Annotated in this window: 25 protein-coding genes; 23 read left to right on the forward strand and 2 right to left on the reverse strand. The window is 65.4% G+C overall.

Features of this window, described 5'->3' with window-relative positions:
• Positions 1-201: 201 nt before the first annotated feature.
• The 4 genes from IP91_RS20045 to IP91_RS20060 all read left to right on the forward strand — a co-directional run bounded on the left by IP91_RS20045 (position 202) and on the right by IP91_RS20060 (position 7072).
• A complete protein-coding gene (locus tag IP91_RS20045; RefSeq protein ID WP_145651278.1) occupies positions 202-3048 on the forward strand; it encodes an ATP-binding protein in 2847 nt (948 codons plus the stop codon).
• 310 nt (positions 3049-3358) lie between these two features.
• Positions 3359-4654, forward strand: coding sequence for an isocitrate lyase (gene aceA / locus IP91_RS20050; protein ID WP_145651280.1), 1296 nt, complete (start codon positions 3359-3361; stop codon positions 4652-4654).
• Between the two features lie 122 nt (positions 4655-4776).
• Positions 4777-5700 carry a 23S rRNA (adenine(2030)-N(6))-methyltransferase RlmJ gene (locus tag IP91_RS20055; RefSeq protein ID WP_145651282.1) on the forward strand — a complete coding sequence of 308 codons (924 nt, stop codon included), beginning with the start codon at positions 4777-4779 and terminating at the stop codon, positions 5698-5700.
• Positions 5701-5812: 112 nt separating this feature from the next.
• A complete protein-coding gene (locus IP91_RS20060; RefSeq protein WP_229474726.1) occupies positions 5813-7072 on the forward strand; it encodes an EAL and HDOD domain-containing protein in 1260 nt (419 codons plus the stop codon).
• Positions 7073-7246: 174 nt separating this feature from the next.
• Here IP91_RS20060 and IP91_RS20065 read toward each other — a convergent pair whose 3' ends face one another.
• Both IP91_RS20065 and IP91_RS20070 read right to left on the reverse strand, forming a co-directional pair.
• Entirely contained in the window at positions 7247-7984 is a 738-nt protein-coding gene (locus tag IP91_RS20065; RefSeq protein ID WP_145651286.1) for an SAM-dependent methyltransferase, read from the reverse strand.
• Between the two features lie 2 nt (positions 7985-7986).
• Positions 7987-8613: a Maf family nucleotide pyrophosphatase gene (locus IP91_RS20070; RefSeq protein ID WP_145651288.1), complete on the reverse strand. Its 627-nt coding sequence runs from the start codon at positions 8611-8613 to the stop codon at positions 7987-7989.
• Between the two features lie 195 nt (positions 8614-8808).
• Between IP91_RS20070 and IP91_RS20075 the strand changes: the two genes are divergently transcribed.
• The 19 genes from IP91_RS20075 (at position 8809) to recO (ending at position 25956) form a co-directional block, all read left to right on the forward strand.
• Positions 8809-9315, forward strand: a complete 507-nt coding sequence (locus tag IP91_RS20075; RefSeq protein WP_229474728.1) for a YceD family protein — start codon at positions 8809-8811, stop codon at positions 9313-9315.
• Positions 9316-9532: 217 nt separating this feature from the next.
• Positions 9533-9715: a 50S ribosomal protein L32 gene (gene rpmF, locus IP91_RS20080; RefSeq protein ID WP_005666806.1), complete on the forward strand. Its 183-nt coding sequence runs from the start codon at positions 9533-9535 to the stop codon at positions 9713-9715.
• Positions 9716-9892: 177 nt separating this feature from the next.
• Positions 9893-10936, forward strand: coding sequence for a phosphate acyltransferase PlsX (gene plsX, locus IP91_RS20085; RefSeq protein ID WP_145651290.1), 1044 nt, complete (start codon positions 9893-9895; stop codon positions 10934-10936).
• Positions 10937-10942: 6 nt separating this feature from the next.
• Complete coding sequence (locus IP91_RS20090; RefSeq protein WP_145651292.1) at positions 10943-11929, forward strand: beta-ketoacyl-ACP synthase III; 987 nt, start codon at positions 10943-10945, stop codon at positions 11927-11929.
• A gap of 235 nt (positions 11930-12164) precedes the next feature.
• Positions 12165-13106, forward strand: a complete 942-nt coding sequence (gene fabD, locus IP91_RS20095; RefSeq protein ID WP_145651293.1) for an ACP S-malonyltransferase — start codon at positions 12165-12167, stop codon at positions 13104-13106.
• A 37-nt stretch (positions 13107-13143) separates the two neighbouring features.
• Positions 13144-13902, forward strand: a complete 759-nt coding sequence (gene fabG / locus IP91_RS20100; RefSeq protein WP_145651295.1) for a 3-oxoacyl-ACP reductase FabG — start codon at positions 13144-13146, stop codon at positions 13900-13902.
• Between the two features lie 182 nt (positions 13903-14084).
• Entirely contained in the window at positions 14085-14324 is a 240-nt protein-coding gene (gene acpP / locus IP91_RS20105; protein WP_130188465.1) for an acyl carrier protein, read from the forward strand.
• A 45-nt stretch (positions 14325-14369) separates the two neighbouring features.
• The gene (gene fabF, locus IP91_RS20110; protein WP_145651297.1) at positions 14370-15614 is read left to right on the forward strand and encodes a beta-ketoacyl-ACP synthase II; all 1245 of its coding nucleotides are present in this window, start codon (positions 14370-14372) and stop codon (positions 15612-15614) included.
• Between the two features lie 236 nt (positions 15615-15850).
• Positions 15851-16279: a hypothetical protein gene (locus IP91_RS20115; RefSeq protein ID WP_145651299.1), complete on the forward strand. Its 429-nt coding sequence runs from the start codon at positions 15851-15853 to the stop codon at positions 16277-16279.
• Between the two features lie 81 nt (positions 16280-16360).
• Complete coding sequence (gene rpoE, locus IP91_RS20120) at positions 16361-16963, forward strand: RNA polymerase sigma factor RpoE (RefSeq protein ID WP_145651301.1); 603 nt, start codon at positions 16361-16363, stop codon at positions 16961-16963.
• Positions 16964-17155: 192 nt separating this feature from the next.
• Positions 17156-17461, forward strand: a complete 306-nt coding sequence (locus IP91_RS20125) for a sigma-E factor negative regulatory protein (protein WP_145651303.1) — start codon at positions 17156-17158, stop codon at positions 17459-17461.
• 314 nt (positions 17462-17775) lie between these two features.
• Complete coding sequence (locus IP91_RS20130) at positions 17776-19281, forward strand: Do family serine endopeptidase (protein ID WP_145651305.1); 1506 nt, start codon at positions 17776-17778, stop codon at positions 19279-19281.
• Between the two features lie 296 nt (positions 19282-19577).
• The gene (locus IP91_RS20135; protein WP_229474730.1) at positions 19578-19856 is read left to right on the forward strand and encodes a glutaredoxin family protein; all 279 of its coding nucleotides are present in this window, start codon (positions 19578-19580) and stop codon (positions 19854-19856) included.
• Positions 19857-20076: 220 nt separating this feature from the next.
• Positions 20077-21870, forward strand: coding sequence for a translation elongation factor 4 (gene lepA, locus IP91_RS20140; RefSeq protein WP_145651307.1), 1794 nt, complete (start codon positions 20077-20079; stop codon positions 21868-21870).
• Positions 21867-22790 (forward strand): signal peptidase I, encoded by a 924-nt coding sequence (lepB, locus tag IP91_RS20145; protein WP_145651309.1) that lies wholly within the window; start codon positions 21867-21869, stop codon positions 22788-22790. Before lepA ends, lepB begins: the two co-directional genes overlap by 4 nt.
• Positions 22791-22805: 15 nt before the next feature.
• Positions 22806-23177 (forward strand): DUF4845 domain-containing protein, encoded by a 372-nt coding sequence (locus IP91_RS20150; RefSeq protein ID WP_371860637.1) that lies wholly within the window; start codon positions 22806-22808, stop codon positions 23175-23177.
• A 7-nt stretch (positions 23178-23184) separates the two neighbouring features.
• Positions 23185-23973 (forward strand): ribonuclease III, encoded by a 789-nt coding sequence (gene rnc / locus IP91_RS20155; protein WP_145651313.1) that lies wholly within the window; start codon positions 23185-23187, stop codon positions 23971-23973.
• A gap of 11 nt (positions 23974-23984) precedes the next feature.
• Positions 23985-24887 (forward strand): GTPase Era, encoded by a 903-nt coding sequence (gene era, locus IP91_RS20160; protein WP_145651315.1) that lies wholly within the window; start codon positions 23985-23987, stop codon positions 24885-24887.
• 211 nt (positions 24888-25098) lie between these two features.
• A complete protein-coding gene (gene recO / locus IP91_RS20165; RefSeq protein ID WP_145651317.1) occupies positions 25099-25956 on the forward strand; it encodes a DNA repair protein RecO in 858 nt (285 codons plus the stop codon).
• The last annotated feature ends 9 nt before the right edge of the window (positions 25957-25965 follow it).

Raw genomic sequence — 25965 nt, forward strand, 5'->3', positions numbered from 1 at the left:
CTGACAGCGCGCTGCAGGCCTTCGGGCGATCTGCCGTTCATCGCGCTGTCATCCTAATACGGCATCGATGGTAAAGCGAGGTGCCGGGGCCGCACTCCCCCGATCCGGGGAGCGCCCGGGCGCCAATGCCGGGCATATAAATAAGATAACCGTTGCGCTAGAATCGTCGGACCGGGTCGATCCGGCAGCGAGGTGAAGCGCATGGACCGAAAGCATTGGGGAACGGCAGAGGAAGTGGCCTTCGGCGCATTCCGGCTGGTGCCGCACGCGCGCGCCCTGTACCGGCATGGCGCGCGCGTGCACCTGTCCGGCCGCGCCATCGACGTGCTGACGGTGCTGGTCGAACGGGCCGGCACGGTGGTGACGAAGGAAGAGCTGATGGCGCTGGTGTGGCCGCGCACCTGCGTCGAGGAGGGCAACCTGCGCGTGCACGTGGCGGCGCTGCGCAAGGCGCTGGGCAGCGAACGCGCCTACGTGGAAAACATCGTCGGGCGCGGCTATGTCTTCGTGGCGCCTGTCTCGACCGCGACGGCGGCCACGCTGCCATCCCCTCCCGCCGGCAGGACGGCGCCCGGCCCGCGCCTGCTGGGCCGCGACGCGTTCCTGGACCAGCTGGCGCGCGACCTGCCGCATCAGCGCCTGATCACCATCGCGGGCCCCGGTGGCATGGGCAAGACCTCGGTTGCACTGGCGCTGTGTTCACGCACCGGGACGCTGTTCGGGTCGGCCGTGCACGTGGCCGACCTGGCGCCCCTGGCCGATCCGGCGCTGCTGCCGGGCGCCGTGGCGCAGGTGCTGGGCCTGGCGGCCGTGACGCCCGACGGATTGGTCGCTGCGATGGCCGCTGCACTCGCCGGAGGGCAGGTCGGGACCGCACCGGCGCCGCGCGTGTTGCTGGTGCTCGACAGCTGCGAGCACCTGGTGGCGGCCGTGGCCGCGCTGGCGGCACGGCTGCTGCGCGAGCTGCCGGGCGTGCACATCGTGGCCACCAGCCGCGAACCCCTGCATGTGGACGGCGAGCAGGTGCACTGGCTGCCACCGCTGGCCGTGCCGGACGCGTGGCACGAAGCGACCGGGCTGGACCAGCTGGCGGCGTATCCGGCGGTGCAGCTGTTTGTCGAACGGGCCAGCGCGGCTGGCGGCACGTTCCTGCCCGATGCCGCGAACGCCACGGCGATCGCCGGGATCTGCCGCCGTCTCGATGGCATTCCGCTGGCGCTGGAACTGGCGGCGGGGCGCGCCGCATTCTTCGGCGTACAGGAACTGGCGCGCCGCCTGTCCGACTGCTTCGGCGTGCTCACGCATGGCTGGCGCACCGCGCTGCCGCGCCACCAGACGCTGCGTGCCACGCTCGACTGGAGCCACGACCTGCTGTCGCCCGGCCAGCAGGCGACCCTGCGCCGCCTGGCCGTGTTCCGCGGCGCGTTCACGAGCGCCGCCGCGGCGCAGGTCGCGCAGGGCGGCGGCATGGGCGCCACGGCGGCGGCCGAACATGTGCGCCAGCTGGCGGCCAAGTCGCTGGTGGCGCTGGAAGCCGATGCCGGTGCAGCGCGCGAACCACGCTATCGCCTGTTCGATACGACGCGCAGCTATGCGCTGGACCGGCTGCGTGCCGCGGGCGAGGAGGCGGCCGTGATGCGCCTCTATGTGCGGCTGTGGTGCGACCTGCCCGAGGTGGCGCAGCCGCCGGCCGGTGATGGCGCCACCGAGGCCTGGCAGTACGGGCCGGTGGACGATGTGCGCGCGGCGCTGGACTGGTCGTTCGGGCCGGCCGGCGAGCCGCTGGCCGGCGCGCGCCTGGCCGCCGTCTCGGCACCCCTGTGGTACCGGCTGTCGCTGATGGACGAGTACCGCATGCGGCTGGCGCCGGCGCTGGCCTTTGCCAGGGCGGCCGGCGCGGCAGGCGCGCCGCTGGCCATGCTGCTGCACCTGGCGCTGGGGCACACGCTGCTGCATGTGGGCGGCGCCGCGTCGGCCGCGCGCGCCGCCGCGTTCGGCCAGGCCCTGGCGCTGGCGCAGCGGCTGGGCGACGACGATGCCGCGCGGCGCGCGCTGTGGGGCTGCTACGCCGATGCGCTGTTCCAGGGCGAGTACCGGCATGCGCTCGCGCTGGCCTGCCGCTTCGGCACGCTGGCGCGCGCGGCCGGCACGGCAGCGGCCAGCCTCACGCACCGGCGCCTGGTCGCGCGCGCCCTGCATTACCTGGGCGACCAGCGGGCGGCCGGCGAGGAGGTGGCTGCCGTGGTGGCGCATCCGGCGCGCGCCGCCAGCGCCGACGGATTCCAGTTCGATGGACGCGTCTCGTCGCTGGCCATCCACGGCCGGCTGCTGTGGCTGCAGGGCCTGCCCGAGCAGGCGCTGGCGGTGGCACGCGACGGGGTCGACGAGGCGCAACGGCTCGGGCATGCCGTCTCGCTGTGCTTTGCCCTCGTGCTGGCCGTGCCGGTGGCGCTGTGGTGCGGCGACCTGGCGCTGGCGCGCCGCTGCACGGCGCTGATGGAAGAGAGCGCCCGGCGCGACAGCCTGGCGCACTGGCAGTTCTGGTCGCGCGCCTTCCGCGCCGCGCTGCAGCGCCATGCCGGCGAACCGGCCGAACCGGCGGACCTGCTGGTGCGCCATCCGCTATGCGGGGGCCTGCTGCTCGATGTGCTGCCGACGCTGCACCCCGGCCTGCTGACGCCGCGTGCCCTGGTCCGCGCCGAGGAAGGCCGCGCCGGCTGGGCCGGCGCCGAACTGCTGCGCTGCTGGGGCGAGGAACTGGTGCGGGTGGGTGCGCTTGCGCAGGCGGAACGCACGTTCCGGCGCGCCCTGGCGCTGGCACAGGGGCAGGGCGCGCTGGCGTGGGAACTGCGTGCGGCCACCAGCCTGGCCCGGCTGCTGGGCGCACGGGGCGCCGGCCGCCATGGCGCCGATGTGCTGGGCCGGGCATACGCGCGTTGTACCGAGGGCTGGCAAACACGCGACGTGGCGGCGGCGGCGGCGCTGCTGGACCGGCTGGCGAGCGGCTCCCCGGCACCGCTGCGGGCCGACTGCCGGCTGTCGGCGTAAGCTGGCCCGTCAGTGGGAAGTGCGCGACCGCCCTCTGCACGCGCAAGCCATCCGGTTCGGGATTTCACGATACGAAACTACCCCTGTCGTTAATGAAAAGCGCAGCAATCGGACCGTGCCAGGCCCTTTCATGGCGAGAAATGATGTTCCGCATCATGAAATAAGCCTCACAAGTTGTTGAAAAATAAGAGAATAAATTTAATCCTATGTCTTATATAAGACCCGTTGTGCAGTGAACAATCGGGCGTAAGATGTTCCCAACGGATGCGGTTTTTTTTTCTCAACTTCTTTTCAACTTCGGGAGCACATCATGACCACGCGCGAACAGCAGGCCACGGCATTGCAACAGGACTGGGCGGACAACGCTCGCTGGCAGGGCATCACCCGCAGCTACACGGCAGAGGATGTCGTCCGGCTGCGCGGCTCGGTGCAGATCGAGCACACGCTGGCCAAGCGGGGTGCCGAGAAGCTGTGGGGCCTGCTGCGCGACGAGCCGTTCGTCAACGCGCTGGGCGCCCTGACGGGCAACCAGGCGATGCAGCAGGTGAAGGCGGGGCTGAAGGCGATCTACCTGTCCGGCTGGCAGGTGGCAGGCGACGCCAACGTGGCCGGCGAAATGTATCCGGACCAGTCGCTATACCCGGCCAATTCGGTGCCGCTGGTCGTGAAGCGCATCAACAATACCTTCCAGCGCGCCGACCAGATCCAGTGGTCCGAGGGCAAGGACGACATCGATTATTTCGCGCCGATCGTGGCCGATGCGGAAGCCGGCTTCGGCGGCGTGCTCAATGCCTTCGAGCTCATGAAGTCGATGATCGAGGCGGGCGCCGCCGGCGTGCACTTCGAGGACCAGCTGGCCTCCGTCAAGAAATGCGGCCACATGGGCGGCAAGGTGCTGGTGCCCACCCGCGAAGCGGTCGAAAAGCTGAGCGCGGCGCGCCTGGCGGCCGACGTGATGGGCACGCCCACGCTGGTGATCGCCCGCACCGACGCGGAAGCGGCCGACCTGCTGACCTCCGACGTGGACGACAACGACCGCCCGTTCTGCACCGGCGAGCGCACCGTGGAAGGCTTCTACCGCGTGCGTCCCGGCATCGAGCAGGCCATCTCGCGGGCCCTGGCCTATGCCCCGGTCGCCGACCTGGTGTGGTGCGAGACGGGCAAGCCGGACCTGGCCTTCGCGCGCCGGTTCGCCGAAGCGGTGCACGCGAAATTCCCCGGCAAGATGCTGGCCTATAACTGCTCGCCGTCCTTCAACTGGAAGAAGAACCTGGACGACGCCACCATCGCGAAATTCCAGGTCGAACTGGGCGCGATGGGCTACAAGTTCCAGTTCATCACGCTGGCCGGCTTCCACGCGCTGAACTACGGCATGTTCCACCTGGCGCACGGCTATGCGCGCCGCCAGATGGCCGCCTTCGTGGAACTGCAGGAAGCGGAATTCGCCGCTGCCGAACAGGGCTTCACGGCCGTCAAGCACCAGCGCGAAGTGGGCACCGGTTATTTCGATGCCGTCACGCAGACCATCCAGCAGGGCCAGAGCTCGACCACGGCGCTGCACGGCTCCACCGAGGACGAGCAGTTCTTCGACAAGCGCGTGGCCTGACCGGCAGCGCAAGTTCCACGACGACCGCGGCCACGAGCCGCGGTTTGTCTTGCGCGGGCGCGATTTGGGCGGGCGCGCCGATCTCTGGGATAATGGCAGGTCGAACCATCCCGAAGAGAACCATGTTCAGTTACCGCCACGCCTTTCACGCCGGCAATCACGCCGATGTCCTCAAGCATTTCGTCCAGGTGCAGCTGCTGCAGTACCTGAACCAGAAGGACGTGGCGTACAGCTACATCGACACCCACGCTGGTGCCGGCGTGTATGCGCTGGACGGCCCGCAGGCCAGCAAGAACGCCGAGTACGAGACCGGCATCGGCCCGCTGTGGGAGCGCACCGACCTGCCACCGGCGCTGGCCGAGTACGTGAACCTGGTGCGCGGCATGAACCCCAGCGGCAAGATGCGCTACTACCCCGGCTCGCCCTACGTGGCCGAGCAGGTGGCGCGCGAGATGGACCGGCTGCGCCTGTTCGAGCTGCATCCGTCCGACAGCCGCCTGCTGTTCGAGAACTTCACCAAGCTGGAAGAGCACCAGGCCGCGCAGGGCAAGCGCAGCACGGTGCGCGGCAAGCGCATCATCGTCAACAAGGCCGACGGTTTCATGGGCGTGAAGGCGCTGCTGCCGCCGCCATCGCGCCGCGCGCTGGTGCTGTGCGACCCGCCGTACGAGGACAAGCAGGATTACCGCAAGGTGATCGACATGCTGAACGACGCGCTGAAGCGCTTCCCGGCCGGCACCTACGCGATCTGGTACCCGGTGCTGCAGCGCATCGAGGCGCGCAACTTTGCCGAGCGCATGAAGAAATTGCCGGCCGCCTCCTGGCTGAACGTGACCCTGTCGATCTCCGGCCCCACGCCGGACGGCATCGGCCTGCACACCAGCGGCATGTTCATCCTGAATCCGCCGTACACGCTGGAGCCGATCCTGAAAGGCGTGTTGCCCTACCTCGTGCAGGTGCTGGGCCGCGACAAGGGCGCCGGGTTCACGCTGGAAAGTGGCGAAATGACAACAACCAAAAGTGGCCGGACCACTTCGAAAACGTAATTCTCTCCAATTGTCATAAAAGAATTGCCTTCCTGCTCACGGCTGCGGTATCGTGCGGGATCGTTTTCACGCAGGCTCTTCAATGACGCTGGCAGCAAGTCCGGACCTTCCCATGCCGTTCGCCAACCACTTCTTCCTGGCGCGGCAACCCATCCTCAACCGAAGCCAGCGGCTCGTTGCCTACGAGCTGCTGTACCGCAATGCCGAATGCGACGAGGCGCACGTCACCGACGGTGCCGCGGCCACGGCATCGGTGATCGCCCACGCGTCCGAGCTGGGCATGGACAAGGTGGTGGGCGAGCAGCTCGCCTATGTCAATGTGGATGCGGCGGGCCTGATGAGCGATTTCATCCGCTTCCTGCCGAACGACAAGGTGATCCTGGAAGTGCTGGAGACGGTGGAAGTCACGCCGGCCATCGTGGCCCGCGTGACCGAGCTGAAACAGGCCGGCTTCAAGTTCGCCCTCGACGACGTGGTGGGCTCGTCCGACAACCTGGCCAAGCTGCAGCCGCTGATGGACGTGATCAAGGTCGACATCAAGGGCCTGCCGCCCGGTTCGCTGGCCGAACTGACGCGCTCCCTGAAATATCCCGGCCAGAAGCTGCTGGCCGAAAAGGTGGAGACGCAGGAAGAGTTCCAGCAATGCATGGACCTGGGCTTCGAGTATTTCCAGGGCTATTATTTTGCCCGCCCCGTGATCCTGTCCGGCAAGAAGATCGCGCCGTCGCAGCTGGCCGTGATGCGGCTGCTGGAGCTGCTGGCGGCCGACGCCGGCCAGCGCGAGCTGGAACGCCAGATCAAGCTCGATCCCGTGATCACGCTGAACCTGCTGCGCCTGGTGAACACGCCGGCCGTCGGCGCGCGTACCCGCATCAATTCGGTCGGCCATGCGCTGCTCGTGCTGGGACGGCGCCAGCTGCAGCGCTGGCTGCAGATCCTGCTGTACGTGAAGGGGCAGCAATTCGATTCGCCCCTGCTGCAATTGGCCACCACGCGCGGCAAGACGATGGAAAACGTGCTGGCCCAGCTGCGCCCGAACGAGCGCATCGGTGCCGATGTCGGTTTCACGGTGGGCATCATGTCGCTGATGGACACGCTGTTCTCCGTGCGCATGGGCGAGATCCTCGACAGCGTCAACGTGCTGGACGAGGTGCGCGACGCGCTGCTGCACCGCACCGGCAGCTATGGCGACGTGCTGAAACTGATCGAGCTGGTGGAGATGGCGCAGGAGGGCCAGGAACTGACGGCATTGCTGCACAAGGTCGGCCTGGCCCCATCGGCGTTGTATGCCAGCCAGCTGGCGGCCTACGAGTGGGTCAACGACTTCCAGCACGATTATCCGGCGGAAGCGCCAGCTTCGGCCGCGCTCTGACCGGTTCATCGTCGAAAACCCCGGTCACGTGCGGACCGGTACTGTCAGAAGCTGCGGTCACACGTTGCCCTGTTACCGCGGGAAGCGCCGGTCACGTGCTGACCGGTCAGCGTAGCAAGAGCCGGTTGCACCGCCGGGCGACGGCAGCGCGGCGGCGCGCTGCCTTCAACCGTCTTATTGTCCCAACAGCAGGAACACCGTCGGCTTCTTGTGGAAGTCCGGCGCCTGGCCGCCCGCCAGCGCGCTCTGCCACTGCGCTGCCGTGCGCGTGCGGATGGTTTCCGTGGCCAGGCTGATGTCGGTCGCCACGCACAGCAGCGTGCTGGGCTGGCAGCTGGCCACCAGCGCTTCCAGCAGCTGGGCATTGCGGTAGGGCGTCTCGATGAACAGCTGCGTCTGCTTTTCCTGGCGCGAGCGCGTCTCGAGTTCCTTCAGTCTTTTGCTGCGCAGGGCCGCATCGGTGGGCAGGTAGCCGTTGAAGGCGAAGCTCTGGCCGTTGAGTCCGCTTGCCATCACGGCCAGCAGCAGCGACGACGGGCCCACCAGCGGCCGCACCTGGATGCCTTCGCGGTGGGCCAGCCGCACCAGGTCCGCGCCCGGATCGGCCACGGCCGGCACGCCCGCCTCGGACAGCAGGCCCACGTCGTGGCCGGCACGTAGCGGGGCCAGCAGTGCGTGGAGCGCGTCCGCCTTCGTGTTCACGTTCAGTTCCGTGATGCCGATCTCCTGCAGGGGCCGCGCCAGCGGATGCACGGCGTGCACCAGTTTCAGGAAGGCGCGTGCCGTCTTGGCGTTCTCTGCCACGAAGTGCGGCAGCTGCGCGGTGAGGGCCTGCACGTGTTCGGGAATGACGTGGTTCAGTGCCGCGGTTTCGCCCAGCGTGTTGGGAATCAGGTAGAGGGTGCCGGGCATGGTCAGTCCTTGAAAAACGTGACGCCGGCCGCGCGCAGCATGCCGGTCAGGGCGATCAGGGGCAGGCCCGTCAGCGCAGTGGGGTCGGCCGCCTCGATGCGTTCCAGGATCGCGATGCCCAGGCCTTCGTTCTTGGCGCTGCCGGCGCAGTCGTAGGGCTGCTCGATGCGCAGGTAGGCATCCAGTTCGGCATCCGGCAGGTCGCGGAACGTGACGCGCGTGGCGATGTCTTCCAGCTGGCTGCTGCCGTCGCGACTGTCCCACAGGCACAGCGCGGTATGGAAGATCACTTCGCGGCCGCGCATTTTCTGCAGCTGCGCGAGGGCGGCTGCGTGCGTGCCGGGCTTGCCGATCTGCTCGTCGTCCAGCGTGGCCACCTGGTCCGAACCGATGACGAGGCTGCCAGGGTGGCGTGCCGCCACCGCGGCGGCCTTGCCGCGTGCCAGGCGCAGCGCCGTGGCCGACGGTGTTTCGCCGGCCAGCGGCGTTTCATCGATGTCGGGCACGTCGACGGAGAAGGGCAGGCGCAGGCGTTCCAGCAGTTCGCGGCGGTACGCCGAGCTGGAGGCAAGCACGAGGGGCGGTAACTGCAGAGGTGACTGCAAGGGGAGCTGCGGAGTTTGATTCATGGAAAGATTTTAAGTGGCGGGGCGCCACGAATTGTTATATGCTCTGTGCGCCGTGGATGCGGTGTTGCCAGGTCGCTGCAGATTCAGTGCGCCAGCGCCAAAAAAGCCCGCCTCGGACACGCTGCGCACGCAAGTCTTTGACCCGGCGTTGAAAACCCTGTTATTATCGCAGGTTTTCAAGGGAAATTTTAGCCGATGAATGCTGCAACCAATGCCCAGCTGATCGACGCCTTTGAATTCTGCCGCACCGGCAGCACGCGCGATGGCCTTACGCCGGTGGCTGAAATGGAACGTCTTGCACGCGATTGCGCTGCGTCGACCGGTGAGCTGTCCTGGTCGGTTGCCGGCGGCACCAGCAAGCACGGTTTTCCCCGCATGGATGTGACCGTGGCGGGTACGGTCCAGCTGGAATGCCAGCGCTGCCTGCAGCCGTTTGCCTACGCGATCGATTCGGCCACCGTGCTGATGCTTGGCGAAGACGATGCCAAGGCGGATGAAATCGAGGAAGTGATCGACGACGAGAGCATCGACGTGATCGTCGGTACCCGGTCGATGAACCTGATGGACCTGATCGAAGACGAAGCCCTGCTGGCGCTGCCGCAGGCACCGAAACATGACGTTTGCCCCGATGGCTCGTCCCTCGACGTGCTGGCAAGCGACAGGAAATCGCCGTTCGACGCCTTGAAGGCGCTGAAAAAATAAGCTGCGCAGCAGGCGCGGCGGTTCAGGCGAATTGCTCAAATTTGCAGTATCGAATCAGCAGTAGTAAGGAATGTGCCAATCGGGCTGCGAGTATTGGCATTGAGTAGTAATGCAGCAATGGCTTCGTGTGCAAATGCGATGCCGCTGGGATACTCGATTTGCATCTATTTGCCGGTCGATTGTGTTAAAATTTTAGAACTTAGTTTTAGGAGTCATCATGGCAGTTCAACAGAACAAGAAGTCCCCTTCGAAGCGCGGCATGCACCGTTCGCACGATTTCCTGACCGCCCCGAACCTGGCAGTCGAGCCGACCACCGGCGAAACCCACCTGCGTCACCACATCAGCCCGAACGGCTTCTATCGTGGTCGCAAGGTGCTGAAGACCAAAAACGACGAGTAATCGGCGTTTTGGTTTCGGCCAAAGACCAAAAGCGGTGCACGCTGGAATTTCCGACGTGGCGCCGCTTTTTCTTTTCATCGGCCGGAAACGGCTGTGTGGCAAGGCCTTCCGTGTCTGCCTAGTTTCTGCTTCCCCACCGCAGGCCCTGGCGCTCGCCGGGATTGCATCAAGCCCGCAATGACAATCAAAATTTCTATCGACTGCATGGGCGGAGATCATGGCCCGTCGGTCACCATTCCCGCCGCTATCAACTTCCTGAAACGTGAATCCGATGCCGAGCTGATCCTCGTGGGTCTGCAGGACGTCCTCCATGCCGAACTGAAGAAGTGCCATGCGGATGCGCACCCGCGCGTCACCGTGCAGCACGCTTCCGAGCAGGTGACGATGGACGATCCGCTCGAAGTGGCGCTGCGCCGCAAGAAGGATTCCTCGATGCGCGTGGCGATCGAGCAGGTCAAGGACGGCAAGGCCCAGGCCTGCGTCTCGGCCGGCAATACCGGCGCACTGATGGCCGTCTCCCGCTATGTGCTGAAGACGATGCCCGGCGTGGACCGGCCCGCCATCTGCACGATCATGCCGAACATGAAGGATGGCCCGACGTACCTGATGGACCTGGGCGCGAACGTCGACTGCGAACCCCATCACCTGCACCAGTTCGCCATCATGGGTTCCGTGCTGGCGCATGCGATGGAGGGCATCGCCCGCCCGACCATCGGCCTGCTGAACGTGGGCACCGAGGACATCAAGGGCAACGAGGTGGTCAAGGCCACCATTCCGCTGCTGCAGGCCGACCATGCGCGCGGCAAGCTGAACTTCTACGGCAACGTGGAAGGCAACGACATCTTCAAGGGCACCACGGACGTGGTCATCTGCGACGGCTTCGTCGGCAACGTGATGCTCAAGGCCATCGAGGGCCTGGCACGCTTCTTCAAGACGGTGCTGACCACCGAATTCAAGCGCAACCCGGTCACGATGCTGGGCGCCCTGATCGCCCGCAGCGCGCTGAAGCGCATCACGAAACGCCTGAATCCGGCCCGCTACAATGGTGCAAGCCTGCTGGGCCTGCGCGGCCTGGTGTTCAAGAGCCACGGCGGTGCCGATGTGGAAGCCTATGAATGGGCCATCCGCAGGGCGTATGATGCTGCGAAAAATGATGTGCAGCAGCAGCTGGCGGACCTGATCGCCGAACTGATGCCGCGCGAAACGACAACCATTGGGTGAGACGGCATGACTCTGTACAGCAAAATCATCGGCACGGGCAGCTACCTGCCCGAGCAACGCGTCACGAACCAGGAGCTGACCGACCAGCTGGCCGCCAAGGGCATCGAGACGTCCGACGAGTGGATCACGTCGCGCAGCGGCATCTCGGCGCGCCACTACGCGGCGCCGGAACAGAATTCCTCCGACCTGGCCGTCATCGCCGCGCAACGTGCGCTGGCCGCGGCCAACCTGGAAGCGAATGACATCGACCTGATCATCGTTGCCAGCTCCACGCCGGACTTCTTCGGCAGCTTCCCCAGCACCGCCTGCATCGTGCAGCGCAAGCTGGGCATGAGCAATGGCAGCGCCGCCTTCGACGTGCAGGCCGTGTGCAGCGGCTTCGTCTACGCGCTGGCCTCGGCGGACAGCTTCATCAAGTCCGGCATGCACAAGAACGTGCTGGTGATCGGTGCCGAGATCTTCTCGCGCATCCTCAATTTCGAAGACCGCACCACCTGCGTGCTGTTCGGCGACGGCGCCGGCGCCGTGGTGCTGAGCGGCTCCGAAGCGCCGGGCGTGCTGGCCTGCAAGCTGCACGCCGATGGCCGGCATTCCGACATCCTGTCCGTGCCCGGCAACGTGGCCGGCGGCGCGGTGGCCGGCAGCGCCTTCCTGTACATGGATGGCCAGGCCGTGTTCAAGCTGGCCGTCAACGTGCTGGAAAAGGTCGCCAACGAAGCGCTGGAAGCGGCCGGCATGACGAGCGACCAGATCGACTGGCTGATCCCGCACCAGGCCAACATCCGCATCATGAACGGCACGGCGAAAAAGCTGGGCCTGCCATTGGAGAAGATGGTCGTGACCGTCGACCAGCATGGCAACACCTCGGCCGCCTCGATCCCGCTGGCGCTGGACGCGGCGGTGCGCGACGGGCGCGTCAAGAAGGGCGATGTCGTCATGATGGAGGGTGTTGGCGGCGGATTTACGTGGGGTGCCGTCCTGGCAAGGATGTAGCAATACCCCCTTTACCTGCTTGCCAGGACTTGGCGCGGATGTCGTTAGTGAAAACCCGCTCGGCCCGCCACTGGTGTAAGACACCTGCGACCACCGACGCAGCCGGCAGCGTGGGCTGGTGCCTGACACGGGCCTTTTCGGTGTCGGACACCGGTTTTTTGTCACCGCCCAGTCTTACAATAAGCGTTCCACTGCCAGCCTGCCCGGCTTGCAAACGATAACGAGAACAAACGATATGAGCCAATTCGCATTTGTATTCCCCGGCCAGGGTTCCCAGGCCGTGGCCATGATGGCCGGCTTCAACGGCAACCCGGTCGTCGAACAGACGATCGCCGAAGCGTCCGACGCGCTGCAGTTCGATCTCGGCAAGCTGATTGCCGAAGGCCCGAAGGAAGACCTCGATCTCACCACCAACACGCAGCCCGTGATGCTGACGGCCGCCGTGGCGGTCTACCGCGCCTGGATCGCTGCCGGCGGTGCCGTGCCGAGCGTCGTTGCGGGCCACAGCCTGGGCGAATATTCCGCGCTGGTTGCGGCCGGCGTGATCCCGTTCAAGGATGCCGTGCCGCTGGTGCGCTTCCGGGCGCAGGCGATGCAGGAAGCCGTGCCGGTGGGGCAGGGCACGATGGCCGTGGTGCTGGGCCTGTCCGACGACGACGTGCGCGCCGCCTGTGCGGAAGCCGTCGCCGCCGATCCGACGCAGGTCGTCGAACCCGTCAACTTCAACGCGCCGGCCCAGGTCGTGATCGCCGGCCACACGGCTGGTGTCGAGAAGGCCTGCGAGATCGCCAAGGCGAAGGGCGCCAAGCGCGCCATGCGCCTGCCGGTCTCGGCGCCGTTCCATTCGTCGCTGCTGAAACCGGCGTCGGACCGCCTGCGCGAGTACATGGCCGGCCTGCATTTCGAGGCGCCGCAGATCGACCTGATCAACAACGTCGACGTGGCCGTGCTGCGCGATCCCGCCAGCATCAAGGATGCGCTGGTGCGCCAGGCCGCCGCGCCGGTGCGCTGGGTCGAGACGATGCAGAAGGTGGCCGACAGCGGCATCACCCAGGTGATCGAATGCGGTCCGGGCAAGGTGCTGATGGGCCTGACCAAGCGCATCGACGCGCGCCTCGTGGGCGACGCGATCACGGACCAGGCATCGCTCGAGCGCGTGCTGGCGGCGCTGCAGTAATCGTTAACAAGAATCGTCAACAAGAACGGAGAACCATATGAATCTGTCCAACCAGGTCGCCCTCGTCACCGGCGCATCGCGCGGCATCGGCAAGGCCATCGCCGAGGAACTGGCGCGCCAGGGCGCGACCGTGATCGGCACCGCCACCACGGAAGCGGGCGCCGCTGCCATCTCCGCCTATCTCGCCGACATCGGCAAGGAAACGGGTAATGCGGCTAGCAAGGGCATCGTCCTGAACGTTACCGATGCAGAGCGCTGCAGCGCCGTGCTCGATGAAGTCGCCAAGGAAGCGGGCCCGATCGCCATCCTCGTCAACAATGCTGGCATCACCGCCGACCAGCTGGCGATGCGCATGAAGGACGACGAGTGGGACAAGGTCATCACGACCAACCTGACGGCCGTCGGCCGCCTGGCGCGCGGCGTGCTGCGCGGCATGATGAAGGCCAAGGCCGGCCGCATCATCAATATCACCTCGGTGGTGGCTTCTTCCGGCAACCCGGGCCAGATGAACTACGCGGCGGCCAAGGCCGGTGTGGAAGGCATGTCGCGCGCGCTGGCGCGGGAAATCGGCAGCCGCAACATCACCGTCAACTGCATCGCGCCGGGCTTCATCGACACGGACATGACGAAGAGCCTGGGGGAAGACCAGCACGCCGCACTGCTCACGCAGATTCCGCTCGGCCGTCTCGGCAAGCCGGAAGATATCGCCGCCGCGGTCGCTTTCCTGGCCTCGCCGCAGGCCGCTTATATCACGGGCACGACGCTGCACGTGAATGGCGGCATGTATATGAACTGAGCGGAAGTCGACGCTTCGAGCAAATCGATTGACGGGTGGCGAACGCGTTATTTAACAGTTCGATCCTGTCTTTTAACAGCGATTTCGGTAAAGCTGAGCACAGAAGCCGAAATTAGTTTTTCGGCGCGCAAACCTGATAAAATGCGCGCTTTCCGTAACATACCCCACAATGGAGCCATAACATGTCCGATATCGAACAACGCGTTAAGAAGATCGTCGCCGAACAACTGGGCGTCGCCGAAGCAGACATCAAGAACGAATCGTCCTTCGTCGATGACCTGGGCGCCGACTCCCTCGACACCGTTGAACTGGTCATGGCACTGGAAGACGAGTTCGAAATGGAAATCCCTGACGAACAGGCAGAAAAGATCACCACCGTGCAGCAAGCGATCGACTACGCAACGAACCACGTCAAGGCCTGATAGGCCGACGTTGTTGCTGTACCCGATCGACTCCAGGAGAATCGCTTGAGTTCCAAAAACCGTCGTGTGGTGGTTACCGGTCTCGGTTGCGTGTCCCCGATCGGCAATACGATTGCCGAAGCGTGGAACGCGGTCACCGAGAGCAAGTCCGGTATCGCCAACATCACCAAGTTTGATGCCAGCGCGTTCTCGACCCGCTTTGCCGGCGAGGTCAAGAACTTCAACGTCGAGGATTACCTCGACGCCAAGGAAGCCCGCCATATGGATGCGTTCATCCATTTCGGCATGGCCGCAGGCATCCAGGCGATCCAGGATTCCGGTCTGGTCGTCACCGAAGAGAACGCCGATCGCATCGGCGTGATCATCGGCTCCGGCATCGGCGGCCTGCCGATGATCGAAGAACAGAAGCAGGATTACGACAAGCGCGGTCCGCGCCGTATTTCGCCGTTCTTCGTGCCGGCCTCGATCATTAACATGATCTCCGGTAATCTCTCGATCAAATATGGCATGCGCGGTCCCAATCTGGCGATCGTGACGGCCTGTACCACCGGCCTGCACAGCATCGGCGCGGCGGCCCGCCTGATCGAATATGGCGATGCCGACGTGATGATCGCCGGCGGTGCCGAATCGACCGTGTCGCCGCTGGGCCTGGGCGGTTTCGCCTCGGCACGCGCGCTGTCGTCCCGCAACGACGATCCGGCCACCGCGTCCCGCCCCTGGGACAAGGACCGCGACGGCTTCGTGCTGGGCGAGGGCGCCGGCGTGATGGTGCTGGAAGAGTACGAACACGCGAAAGCGCGTGGCGCCACGATCTACGCGGAACTGCTCGGCTTCGGCATGAGCGCGGATGCGTACCACATGACGTCGCCGCTGGAAGACGGCCGCGGCGGCGCCAAGTCGGCCATCGCGGCGATGAAGAACGCCGGCATCAATCCGGACCAGGTGCAGTACCTGAACGCGCACGGTACGTCGACCCCGCAGGGCGACGTGGCGGAAGTCTCCGGCATCAAGCTGGCCTTCGGCGACGCAGCGAAGAACCTCGTCGTCAGCTCCACCAAGTCGATGACGGGCCACCTGCTGGGTGGCGCGGGCGGCCTGGAAGCCGTGTTCACCGTGCTGGCGATCCACCACCAGGTGGCCCCGCCCACGATCAACCTGTTCAACCAGGATCCGGCGTGCGACCTGGACTTCTGCGCCAACACGGCCCGGCCGATGGCGATCCAGTACGCCGTCAAGAACTCGTTCGGCTTCGGCGGAACGAACGGCAGCCTGGTCTTCGGCAAGGTCTGAGCACGCGGTTCGCTGCGTAGCTGACCCTGTTTCGCTCGCGCCGGTATCGCCGGGGCGAGCGGCGGCCGGCGGGCGTTCCCGCGACATTGTTTTATCCCCGCTGTTTCCCCTCCTGCTGCATCCGCACACGCCATTTTCCTGGCATTCAGGCATTTGCGCGCCCGCTTTTGGCTTTTCGCCTTTCTCGCCCCGCGCTTTCCACGTAAGGTTCCGCCGTCCTGCCCGGGAGCGCAACGATGTCGATTGCCGTGTCCGCCGTGATCCATCCTTCCCGCCTGCTGCGCAGGGCGCGGCTGCTGTTCTGCGCCCTGTTGCTGGCCTGTTGCTTCGTCGTCGAACCACCCCTCCTGGCGTTGCTTCTGCTCGCTGCAGCCACGGCTGGGGCGGCCATTCCGAGGGGGATTGTCAAGCCGGCGCGCATTGATATTTCGGGTGTCGGGCACATACGCCTGACGGTATACCACCATGTGGATGCGTCGCGCCCGGTGGCCGGCCAGCCGGTGCGGCTGCTACCGGGCTCGACCCTTTGGCCGGCCCTGTTGCTGCTGCGCCTGGGGGAGGAGGGCGGCCGCGTCCACTGGCTGGCCGTGCTGCCGGACAGTGCAACGCCGGATGTGCGGCGCCGGCTGGCACTGGCCGCGCGTGCCATCGCCGTGCACGGCTAGCGGCAAAATAAATCGGGCCAACCCCTGAAACAATTGCGGCGCGCTAACTCTATCCGTTTGAGCGCCCGCGGAGGACCTGGTGTGACGACAGACCGTGAGAGCGATCAGCTGCTGGTCGATCGAGTCCAGGCAGGTGAACGGCAAGCCTTCGACTTGCTCGTGTCGAAGTATCAGCGCAGGCTGATGCGGCTGGTGTCGCGCATCGTGCACGATCCGGCTTCGGCGGAAGACGTGGTGCAGGAATCCTTCATCAAGGCCTTTCGCGCGCTGCGCCACTTCCGCGGCGATTCCGCCTTCTACACCTGGCTGTACCGGATCGGGATCAACACCGCGAAGAACTTCCTGGTGACGCAGAACCGCCGCACGCCAACATCCACGGACACGGATGCGGAAGGCTCGGAAGTCTTCGACGAGGCTGAAGGGCTGCGCGACATCAACACGCCCGAGTCGATGCTGGCCACGAAGCAGATCGCGGAAACGGTGAACGCGGCAATGGATGCGCTGCCGCTGGATCTGCGCACGGCCATCCTGCTGCGCGAGATCGAAGGACTGAGCTACGAAGAGATCTCCGACATCATGGCCTGCCCGATCGGCACCGTGCGCAGCCGGATTTTCCGGGCCCGCGAAGTGATCGCCGACAGATTGCGCCCGCTCCTCGACCTGCCGGTTGACAAGCGCTGGTAGGCGGTGAACACTGACAGTCGAGCGCGTGTGCTTTTTGATCAAAGGTGCAACGAATCCTGCTCAGTGCTTTCCGCACCCTTGATCTGGCACCGGGCGCGCGCCGGCCACGCCCTGGCTGTCGCCCTGCTGTGCCTTGCTGTGCTTGTTTTGCTTGACTGTTTGACGGCCTTTTCGGCCTCGATGGGATGTGCGATGGATACCCCGACCCGGCTGCAGGAAAACATCTCCGCCATGGTGGACGACGAGCTGCCGCCCTGCGATGCGGAGCTCACGCTGGCCGCGCTGGCGGGGCTGGAAGGGCGCACCGCCTGGCATCTGTATCATCTCATCGGCGACACGCTGCGCGCCAGCACCCCCAGCGGCGCACTGTCGGAAGGCTTTGCCGACCGGCTTGCCGCCCGCCTGGCAGCCGAAGCGACACCGGTCCGCGACGGCGCTCCGGCACCCCAGGGGCCGCGGGACGACAACGCCGCGTCTGCCGCCGCCGTCACCCCCTGAACCGCCCGGTTCCTCCGACGGCCATCGATCCGGACTTCGTCCAGACTGATCCGGCAATTCGTTCAAACCCTGCGGCGCTCACGCCATGACACGTTCCAGGCGGTGGGCACCGACAGCAATTGGCGCCGGGCGTGACCTGGCGCGCATTCCTGTGACAAACCCTTTTCACCCGATACGGCACGCTACAAAACCCCTCTTGAAATCTGTTATCGTCTGCAACATCTTGTGAGTGCTGCAACGTCCGGTTTTCGCTTACCATAGCGCGAACCGGGCCTCACCCTCGTTCGTACCATACCAAAAAGCGATAATATTTTATGAAAACCTATTTCTCCGCTGGTAATAAAACCTTGTCGGCGCTGCTGGTCAGCGCAGGGTTCCTGTTTGCCCAGGCACCGCTCGGCCTGGCACCTGCGCACGCCGCCGCGGCTTCCGTCGCCGGCCTGCCGGACTTCACGGACATGGTCGACAAGGTCGGTCCGGCCGTCGTCAATATCCGCACCACCGAGCGCCTGAAGGGCCGCGAGCCGGGCGGCGACGAGGACGAGATGCAGGAATTCTTCCGTCGCTTCTTCGGCGGCCAGATGCCGACGCCGCGCCGCGACGGCCAGACGCCACGCGGCAACAACCGCCGCGGCGCGCCACAGGAGCAGGAGGTCCAGCGTGGCATCGGTTCCGGCTTCATCACCTCGGCGGACGGCTACGTGCTGACCAACGCGCACGTGGTGGCCGGCGCCGACGAAGTCTATGTCACGCTGACGGACAAGCGCGAATTCAAGGCCAAGGTGCTGGGTGCCGATGCGCGCACCGACGTGGCACTGCTGAAGATCGACGGCTCGCGCCTGCCGGTCATCTCGATGGGCGACTCCAACAAGATCCGCGTCGGCGAATGGGTGATCGCGATCGGCTCGCCGTTCAACCTGGAAAACACCGTCACGGCCGGCATCATCTCGGCCAAGGCGCGCGACACGGGCGAATTCCTGCCGCTGATCCAGAGCGACGTGGCCGTCAACCCGGGCAACTCGGGCGGTCCGCTGATCAATATGCGCGGCGAAGTCATCGGAATCAACTCGCAGATCGCCACGCTGTCCGGCGCCTATAACGGCATCTCGTTTGCCGTGCCGATCGACGAGGCGATGCGCGTGGCCGACCAGCTGAAGAAATCCGGCAAGGTCACCCGCGGCCGCATCGGCGTGGAGATCACCGAGCTGTCGCGCGACGTGGCGGAAACGCTGGGCCTGAAGGAAGGCCGCGGCGCCGAAGTGGCCCGTGTGGAAGAGGACAGCCCGGCGGCGAAAGCGGGCGTGCGCGCCGGCGACATCGTCACCAAGTTCAACGGCACCGAGATCGCCAAGTCGGCCGACCTGCCGCGCCTGGTCGGCAACACGGCGCCGAACACGCGTGCCACCATTACCGTCTGGCGTGCCGGCAAGAGCGTCGACCTGCCGGTGACGATCGCCGAGCTGGAATCGGACACGCCGGCCAAGGGCGGCCGCGGCCCCAATGGCAGCAAGCCGAAGGCGGAAGCGGCGGTCAATGCGCTGGGCCTGAAGGTCTCCGACCTGCCGGCGGCGGACCGCAAGGAGCTGGGCGTGGCCGGTGGCGTGAAGGTCGACGCGGCCGAAGGCGTGGCCGGCGGCGCGGGCGTGGAAGAGGGCGATGTGCTGCTGCAGCTGAACAACAGCCCGATCACGGATGCAAAGCAGTTCAATGCGCTGGTGAGCAAGCTCGATCCGAAGAAGAACGCCGTGCTGCTGGTGCGCCGCGGCGAGCGTTCGGCGTTCCTGACGGTGCGTCCGGCACCGGTGCCTGCACCGAAGTAATGTCGGTGCGGCCGGCGCTTCATCCGGAGAATGGCGCAGTGCCGATGCCGGCGCTGCGCCTGACGCGACGGTGCTTCATTGTTTACTGGCACAACGCGTGAACGGGATGCCGTCCCTGCCGCGCTTTACCTTGTATTCGCGCAGGGAATGAGCCGGATGCCGCTCCTCCCGTGCCTTGCCTTGTATCCGCGCAGGGAATGAACCACATGCCGCCCATGCTGTGCTTCACTTTGATTCGCGCAGGGAGTGAACCACATGCCGCCCACACTGCGCTCCACTTTGTATTCGCGCAGGGAATGAACCACATGCCGCCCATGCTGCGCTTTACCCTGTACTCGCGTAGCTATTGCCACCTGTGCCAGGACATGCTCGATGCCCTGCTGGCACTGCAAAGCCCGGCCCGGCCGTTCGCCGTCGACGTGATCGACGTGGACGCCGACCCGGCGCTGGTGGCCCGCTTCGACGAGCTGGTGCCGGTGCTCTTCGCGGCCCCGGACGGCCCCGAGCTGTGTCATTACGTCCTTGACGAGACGGCGGTGCTGGCTGCCCTGGAAGGCGCGGCGCGCGGCAGCTGAGCCCCTGCCAACCCGTCCCCGCCGGAATTCGGGCTTTCCACCCTGAAATCCGGTAAAATGCCGGGGGTTTTCCTTGCAGGTTTCCGAATCAGGCGCTCGGCAGGGCTTCCCGCCCGGAGCGCTTTTTGTATTGGCTGCCCGGCAGCGCGGCTTTTTCAGCGCCCGCGCCGAGGATTTGCTTGACACCGCTTGAACTTAGTTTGAATTCAGCTTGAACCTAATGAACAACATTCGCAATTTTTCCATTATCGCGCACATCGACCACGGCAAATCGACGCTGGCGGACCGCATCATCCAGCTGTGCGGCGGCCTGTCGGACCGCGAGATGGAATCCCAGGTGCTCGATTCGATGGACCTCGAGCGCGAGCGCGGCATCACCATCAAGGCGCAGACCGCGGCCCTGAAATACAAGGCGCGCGACGGGGTCGTCTACAACCTGAACCTGATCGACACACCGGGCCACGTCGACTTCTCGTATGAAGTCTCGCGCTCGCTGTCGGCCTGCGAAGGCGCGCTGCTGGTCGTCGACGCCTCGCAGGGCGTCGAGGCGCAGACCGTCGCCAACTGCTACACGGCGCTGGACCTCGGCGTCGAGGTCGTGCCCGTGCTGAACAAGATCGACCTGCCGAACGCCGATCCGCCGTCCGCCATCGCCGAGATCGAGGACGTGATCGGCATCGAGGCCGGTGACGCGGTGCACTGCTCCGCGAAGACGGGCCTGGGCGTCGAGGACGTGCTGGAATCGATCATCGCCAAGGTACCGGCACCGAAAGGCGATCCGGACGCACCGCTGCAGGCGCTGATCATCGACTCGTGGTACGACGCCTACGTGGGCGTGGTGATGCTGGTACGCGTCGTCAACGGCACGCTCAAGCCGAAGGAAAAGATCCGCCTGATGGCCACCGAGTCGGTGCAGCTGGTGGAAGACATCGGCATCTTCTCGCCCCGTTCCGTGTCCTTGCCGCAGCTGTCGGCCGGCCAGGTGGGCTTCGTCATCGCCGGCATCAAGGAACTGAAGGTGGCCCGCGTGGGCGACACCATCACCACGGCCGCCAAGCCGGCGCCGGAGCCGCTGCCCGGCTTCAAGGAAGTGCAGCCGCAGGTGTTTGCCGGCCTGTTCCCGGTCGAGGCGAACCAGTACGACGCGCTGCGCGACTCGCTGGAAAAGCTGAAGCTGAACGATGCCGCGCTGATGTACGAGCCGGAAGTGTCGCAGGCGCTGGGCTTCGGCTTCCGCTGCGGCTTCCTCGGTCTGCTGCACATGGAGATCGTGCAGGAGCGTCTCGAGCGCGAGTTCGACATGGACCTGATCACCACCGCGCCGACCGTCGTCTACGAAGTCGAGCAGCGCGACGGCACCATCCTGAAGGTGGACAATCCTTCGCGCATGCCCGATCCGTCGCACATCACCGAAGTGCGCGAGCCGATCGTCACCGTCAACCTGTACATGCCGCAGGAATACGTGGGGTCCGTGATCACGCTGTGCATCGGCAAGCGCGGCGTGCAGCTGGACATGGCCTACCACGGCCGCCAGGTGAAGCTGGTGTACGAGATGCCGATGGCCGAGATCGTGCTGGACTTCTTCGATCGCCTGAAATCGACGTCGCGCGGCTATGCGTCGATGGACTACGAGTTCAAGGAATACCGCTCGGCGGACGTCGTCAAGGTGGACATGCTGATCAACAGCGAGAAGGTCGATGCGCTGGCCATCATCGTGCACCGCGCCAATGCGCCGTACCGCGGCCGCGCCGTGGCGGCGAAGATGCGCGAACTGATTCCACGCCAGATGTTCGACGTGGCCATCCAGGCGGCCATCGGCTCGAACATCATCTCGCGCGAGAACGTCAAGGCGCTGCGCAAGAACGTGCTGGCCAAGTGCTACGGCGGCGACATCTCCCGCAAGAAGAAACTGCTGGAAAAGCAGAAGGCCGGCAAGAAACGCATGAAACAGGTGGGCTCCGTGGAAATTCCGCAGGAAGCGTTCCTGGCAATCCTTCAAGTGGACGAAAAATGACACTGCAAAGCATCCTGGGAAATTTCGCGCTGATCCTGTTCGTCCTGATGATCGTCACGGGGATCGTCTGGGTCCTGGACGTGTTCCACCTCTCGAAGGGCCGCCGCGCGGCCGCCGACCGGGCGCTGGCCGACTACGATGCCCGCACCGCCAAGCTGACGGCGGACGGCATCCAGGTCGATACGAACACCACGGCGCGCCGCGCCCAGATCGAGGCGGACCTGCTGCGCCAGCCCACCTGGGTGGAGTATTCGGGCAGCTTCTTCCCCGTGATCGCGCTGGTGTTCGTGCTGCGCTCGTTCCTGTTCGAGCCGTTCAAGATCCCGTCGTCGTCGATGGTGCCGACCTTGCTGGTGGGCGACCTGATCCTTGTGAACAAGTTCACGTATGGCATCCGCCTGCCGATCGTCAACCAGAAGATCATCCAGATCAACGACCCGCAGCGCGGTGACGTGATGGTGTTCAAGTACCCGATGGACATGAGCCAGGATTACATCAAGCGCGTCGTCGGCGTGCCGGGTGATAAGATCACTTATGAGAACAAGCGTTTGACGGTGAACGGCAAGCCGGTCACCTATGGCGCGCTGGACGATTACCTGGACGACGAAAGCCTGGTCTACAAGAAGCAGTTCACGGAAGGCCTGACGGGCGTCGAGCACCGCATCCTGAACGACGAACGGGCCGGCACGCTGAACCTGTCCGACGTGCGCGATTTCCCGCACAAGGATGCCTGCACGTATTCGTACGAAGGGTTTACCTGTGTCGTTCCGGCTGGCAACTACTTCATGATGGGCGATAACCGCGACAACAGTGCGGACTCCCGTTACTGGGGCTTCGTGCCGGACAAGAACATCGTCGGCAAGGCCGTGGCAGTCTGGATGAACCTGTCCAACCCACGCCGCATCGGCGGCATTCAGTAAGGAGTGGCGATGGTCGTGTCTGCCAAACAGAAGGGCATTTCGCTGGTCGGGCTGATCGTGCTGCTGGCGCTGGTCGGCGTCATCGGCCTGCTGGCCATGCAGGTGCTGCCGACCTACAGCGAGTACCGCTCGATCACGGCGGCCGTCGCCAAGGCCAAGACCGCCGGCACCACGCCGCAGGAAGTGCGCGCCTCGTTCGACAAGAGCGCCGAGGTGAACTACATCAGCGCCATCAGCGGCCGCGACCTGACGATCGAACGCAACGAGGGCGGACTGGACGTATCGTTCGCCTACGACAAGAAAATCCACCTGGCCGGGCCGGCCAGCCTGCTGCTCGAATACAGCGGCTCGACCGCCAAGGGCGGCGCCACCACCAGGGCGGAATAGGAACCCGATGAATCTACAGTTATTGCAAACCCGCCTGGGCCACACGTTTCACGATGCTGGGCTGCTGCAGCAGGCCCTGACGCATCGCAGCCACAGCAGTTTGCATAACGAACGCCTGGAATTCCTGGGCGACTCGATCCTGAACTGCGTGGTGGCCTCGATCCTGTACGAGCGCTACGAGCAGATCGACGAGGGCGACCTGTCCCGGCTGCGCGCCAACCTGGTCAAGCAGCAGTCGCTGTACGAAATCGCCCAGAAGCTGGAGCTGTCGCAGTTCCTGCGCCTGGGCGAGGGCGAGCTGAAATCGGGCGGCTTCCGCCGGCCGTCGATCCTGGCCGACACGCTCGAAGCACTGCTGGGCGCCACCTACCTCGATGCCGGCTTCGATGCGGCGGCCAAGATGATCCGGGCGTTCTACATCCCGATCCTGGACACCGTCGATCCCCGCACGCTGGGCAAGGATGCCAAGACGCTGCTGCAGGAATTCCTGCAGAGCAAAAAGATTTCGCTGCCGCTGTACAACGTCGTTGCCACCCATGGCGCCGCGCACAGCCAGGAATTCGAGATCGAATGCCTGGTGCCGAAGCTGGGCATCCAGGTGTATGGCCGGGGCGGCAGCCGCCGTGCCGGCGAACAGGCAGCGGCCAAGCTGGCGCTGGACGTGGCCGAGCAGGCCATGATGAGGGCGCCCGCCGCGGCGCGCAAAAGCAAGCCCCGTGCCGCACAGCTGAAGCTGGCGGGCATCGCCACGGTCCAGGACGACCCGACGGCGCACAAAAAGCTCGCCAACAAATAATCGAGAACACCATGACTGACGCACCCACCCCCGCCGGTTTCCGCTGCGGATACATTGCCATCGTCGGCCGCCCGAATGTGGGCAAGTCGACGCTGATGAACACGCTGATCGGCGCCAAGGTCAGCATCACGTCGCGCAAGGCGCAGACGACGCGCCACCGCATCACGGGCATCCAGACGCTGACGGACGCCCAGTTCATCTACGTCGACACGCCGGGCTTCCAGACGCGCCATTCGAACGCGCTGAACAAAACGCTGAACAAGACGGTGACGGGCACGCTCGACTCGTCCGACGTGATCCTGTACCTGGTGGAAGCGGGCACCTTCGGCGCCGCCGACCAGCAGGTGATCGACCTGCTGCCGAAGGACGTGCCGGTGGTCCTGGTGATCAACAAGTCCGACCGGGTGAAGGACAAGGCCGTGCTGCTGCCGTTCGCGCAGGAAGTGGCCTCGAAATTCAATTTCGCCGCCGTGGTGCCCGTCTCGGCGAAACTGCGCTTCCAGCTGGACGGCCTGCAGAACGAGATCAAGCGCTTCCTGCCGGAGAACGACCCGATCTTCGGCGAGGACGACATCACCGACCGCAGTGAAAAATTCCTGGCCTCGGAGATCGTTCGCGAAAAACTGTTCCGCTTCGTGGGCGACGAGCTGCCTTACACCAGCACCGTGCTGATCGAGAAATTCGAACAGGAAGGCAACCTGCGCCGGATCTTCGCCGCCATCCTCGTCGAGCGCGACGGCCACAAGTCCATGATCATCGGTAACAAGGGCGCCCGCCTGAAGGAAGTCTCCACCCAGGCCCGCCAGGACATGGAAAAGCTGTTCGGCGGCCCCGTCTACCTGGAGATCTGGGTGAAGGTGAAATCCGGCTGGGCCGACAACGAAGCCGGCCTGCGCGCCTACGGCTACGAGTAAGCCATCCATGGCCGAGTCCGTGTCAACATCGGGGTCAGTCACCAAAGTTGACACGAGCTCGGCCGTTGCAAGCGATGTCGCTACGGTCGAGCCCGTGTCCACCGTGGGGGCAGAGGCGGGGTTTCGGGAAGCGCAGCTTTCCCCCGACGAAGCGGTGATGGCTTGCAAGCCATCACTCCTTCCAGCCCCCGACGTGGACACGAGCTCAGCCATGGAAGTCCGCGATCGCGAAGACTTCTACGTCGTTACAGCAGAGCCCGTGTCCACTTTGGTGCCTGACCCCGAAGCGGACACGAAGTCAGCAGTAGCAATCCCACCACCCCAGCAAATCCGCAAACGTACGGCGCCGCGCACCATCGGCACGCGCGTGACGGCCCAGCCGGCCTTCGTGCTGCACAGCTATCCGTACAAGGAAACCAGCCTCATCGTCGAGCTGCTGACGCGCGACTTCGGCCGCGTGGCGCTCATCGCGAAGGGGGCGAAGCGGCCGCATTCGCAGCTGCGCGGCGTGCTTCAGACCTTCCAGCCCGTCTCGGCCGGCTGGACCGGCAAGAACGAGCTCCGCACGCTGACCGATGCGGACTGGGTCGGCGGCCTGCTGCCGCTGGAGAAGACGGCGCTGCTGTGCGGCTTCTACCTCAACGAGCTGCTCGTCAAACTGCTGGCGCGCGACGACGCCCACCCGAAGCTCTTCCAGCATTACGTCGCCACGCTGAACCAGCTGGCGCATGGCGAGCCGCCGCCGATCGTCTTGCGAAAATTCGAAACGGCCCTACTTAAGGAGACTGGCGTCGCCGCCGACCTGACCCGCTGCGCCGACACGCGCCGCAAGGTGCTGGCGAACGTGCAGTACGTGGTGGACCCGGAACGCGGCCCCCGTCCGGCGCGCGACGACGACAGTGCGCCGCGGGTGGCGGGCCGCACCCTGCTGGACATGGAACGCGAAGACTACCGCGATCCGGCCACGCAGGCGCAGAGCAAGGGGCTGATGCGCTACCTGCTGGCCCACCAGCTGAACGGCGCCCCGCTGAACACGCGCCAGATCCTGATCGACCTGATGCAACTCTGATACCGCAAC

It is taken from the genome of Pseudoduganella lurida, from assembly GCF_007830455.1.
Classification (GTDB): Bacteria; Pseudomonadota; Gammaproteobacteria; order Burkholderiales; family Burkholderiaceae_D; genus Rugamonas; species Rugamonas lurida.

Excerpts from the sequence above, each read along its gene's own strand:
- IP91_RS20045 (WP_145651278.1), top strand. The coding sequence starts at position 202 with ATGGACCGAAAGCATTGGGGAACGGCAGAGGAAGTGGCCTTCGGCGCA.
- aceA (WP_145651280.1), top strand. The coding sequence starts at position 3,359 with ATGACCACGCGCGAACAGCAGGCCACGGCATTGCAACAGGACTGGGCG.
- IP91_RS20055 (WP_145651282.1), top strand. The coding sequence starts at position 4,777 with ATGTTCAGTTACCGCCACGCCTTTCACGCCGGCAATCACGCCGATGTC.
- IP91_RS20060 (WP_229474726.1), top strand. The coding sequence starts at position 5,813 with ATGCCGTTCGCCAACCACTTCTTCCTGGCGCGGCAACCCATCCTCAAC.
- IP91_RS20065 (WP_145651286.1), bottom strand. The coding sequence starts at position 7,984 with ATGCCCGGCACCCTCTACCTGATTCCCAACACGCTGGGCGAAACCGCG.
- IP91_RS20070 (WP_145651288.1), bottom strand. The coding sequence starts at position 8,613 with ATGAATCAAACTCCGCAGCTCCCCTTGCAGTCACCTCTGCAGTTACCG.
- IP91_RS20075 (WP_229474728.1), top strand. The coding sequence starts at position 8,809 with ATGAATGCTGCAACCAATGCCCAGCTGATCGACGCCTTTGAATTCTGC.
- rpmF (WP_005666806.1), top strand. The coding sequence starts at position 9,533 with ATGGCAGTTCAACAGAACAAGAAGTCCCCTTCGAAGCGCGGCATGCAC.
- plsX (WP_145651290.1), top strand. The coding sequence starts at position 9,893 with ATGACAATCAAAATTTCTATCGACTGCATGGGCGGAGATCATGGCCCG.
- IP91_RS20090 (WP_145651292.1), top strand. The coding sequence starts at position 10,943 with ATGACTCTGTACAGCAAAATCATCGGCACGGGCAGCTACCTGCCCGAG.
- fabD (WP_145651293.1), top strand. The coding sequence starts at position 12,165 with ATGAGCCAATTCGCATTTGTATTCCCCGGCCAGGGTTCCCAGGCCGTG.
- fabG (WP_145651295.1), top strand. The coding sequence starts at position 13,144 with ATGAATCTGTCCAACCAGGTCGCCCTCGTCACCGGCGCATCGCGCGGC.
- acpP (WP_130188465.1), top strand. The coding sequence starts at position 14,085 with ATGTCCGATATCGAACAACGCGTTAAGAAGATCGTCGCCGAACAACTG.
- IP91_RS20115 (WP_145651299.1), top strand. The coding sequence starts at position 15,851 with ATGTCGATTGCCGTGTCCGCCGTGATCCATCCTTCCCGCCTGCTGCGC.
- IP91_RS20125 (WP_145651303.1), top strand. The coding sequence starts at position 17,156 with ATGGATACCCCGACCCGGCTGCAGGAAAACATCTCCGCCATGGTGGAC.
- IP91_RS20130 (WP_145651305.1), top strand. The coding sequence starts at position 17,776 with ATGAAAACCTATTTCTCCGCTGGTAATAAAACCTTGTCGGCGCTGCTG.
- IP91_RS20135 (WP_229474730.1), top strand. The coding sequence starts at position 19,578 with ATGAACCACATGCCGCCCATGCTGCGCTTTACCCTGTACTCGCGTAGC.
- lepA (WP_145651307.1), top strand. The coding sequence starts at position 20,077 with ATGAACAACATTCGCAATTTTTCCATTATCGCGCACATCGACCACGGC.
- lepB (WP_145651309.1), top strand. The coding sequence starts at position 21,867 with ATGACACTGCAAAGCATCCTGGGAAATTTCGCGCTGATCCTGTTCGTC.
- rnc (WP_145651313.1), top strand. The coding sequence starts at position 23,185 with ATGAATCTACAGTTATTGCAAACCCGCCTGGGCCACACGTTTCACGAT.
- era (WP_145651315.1), top strand. The coding sequence starts at position 23,985 with ATGACTGACGCACCCACCCCCGCCGGTTTCCGCTGCGGATACATTGCC.
- recO (WP_145651317.1), top strand. The coding sequence starts at position 25,099 with ATGGAAGTCCGCGATCGCGAAGACTTCTACGTCGTTACAGCAGAGCCC.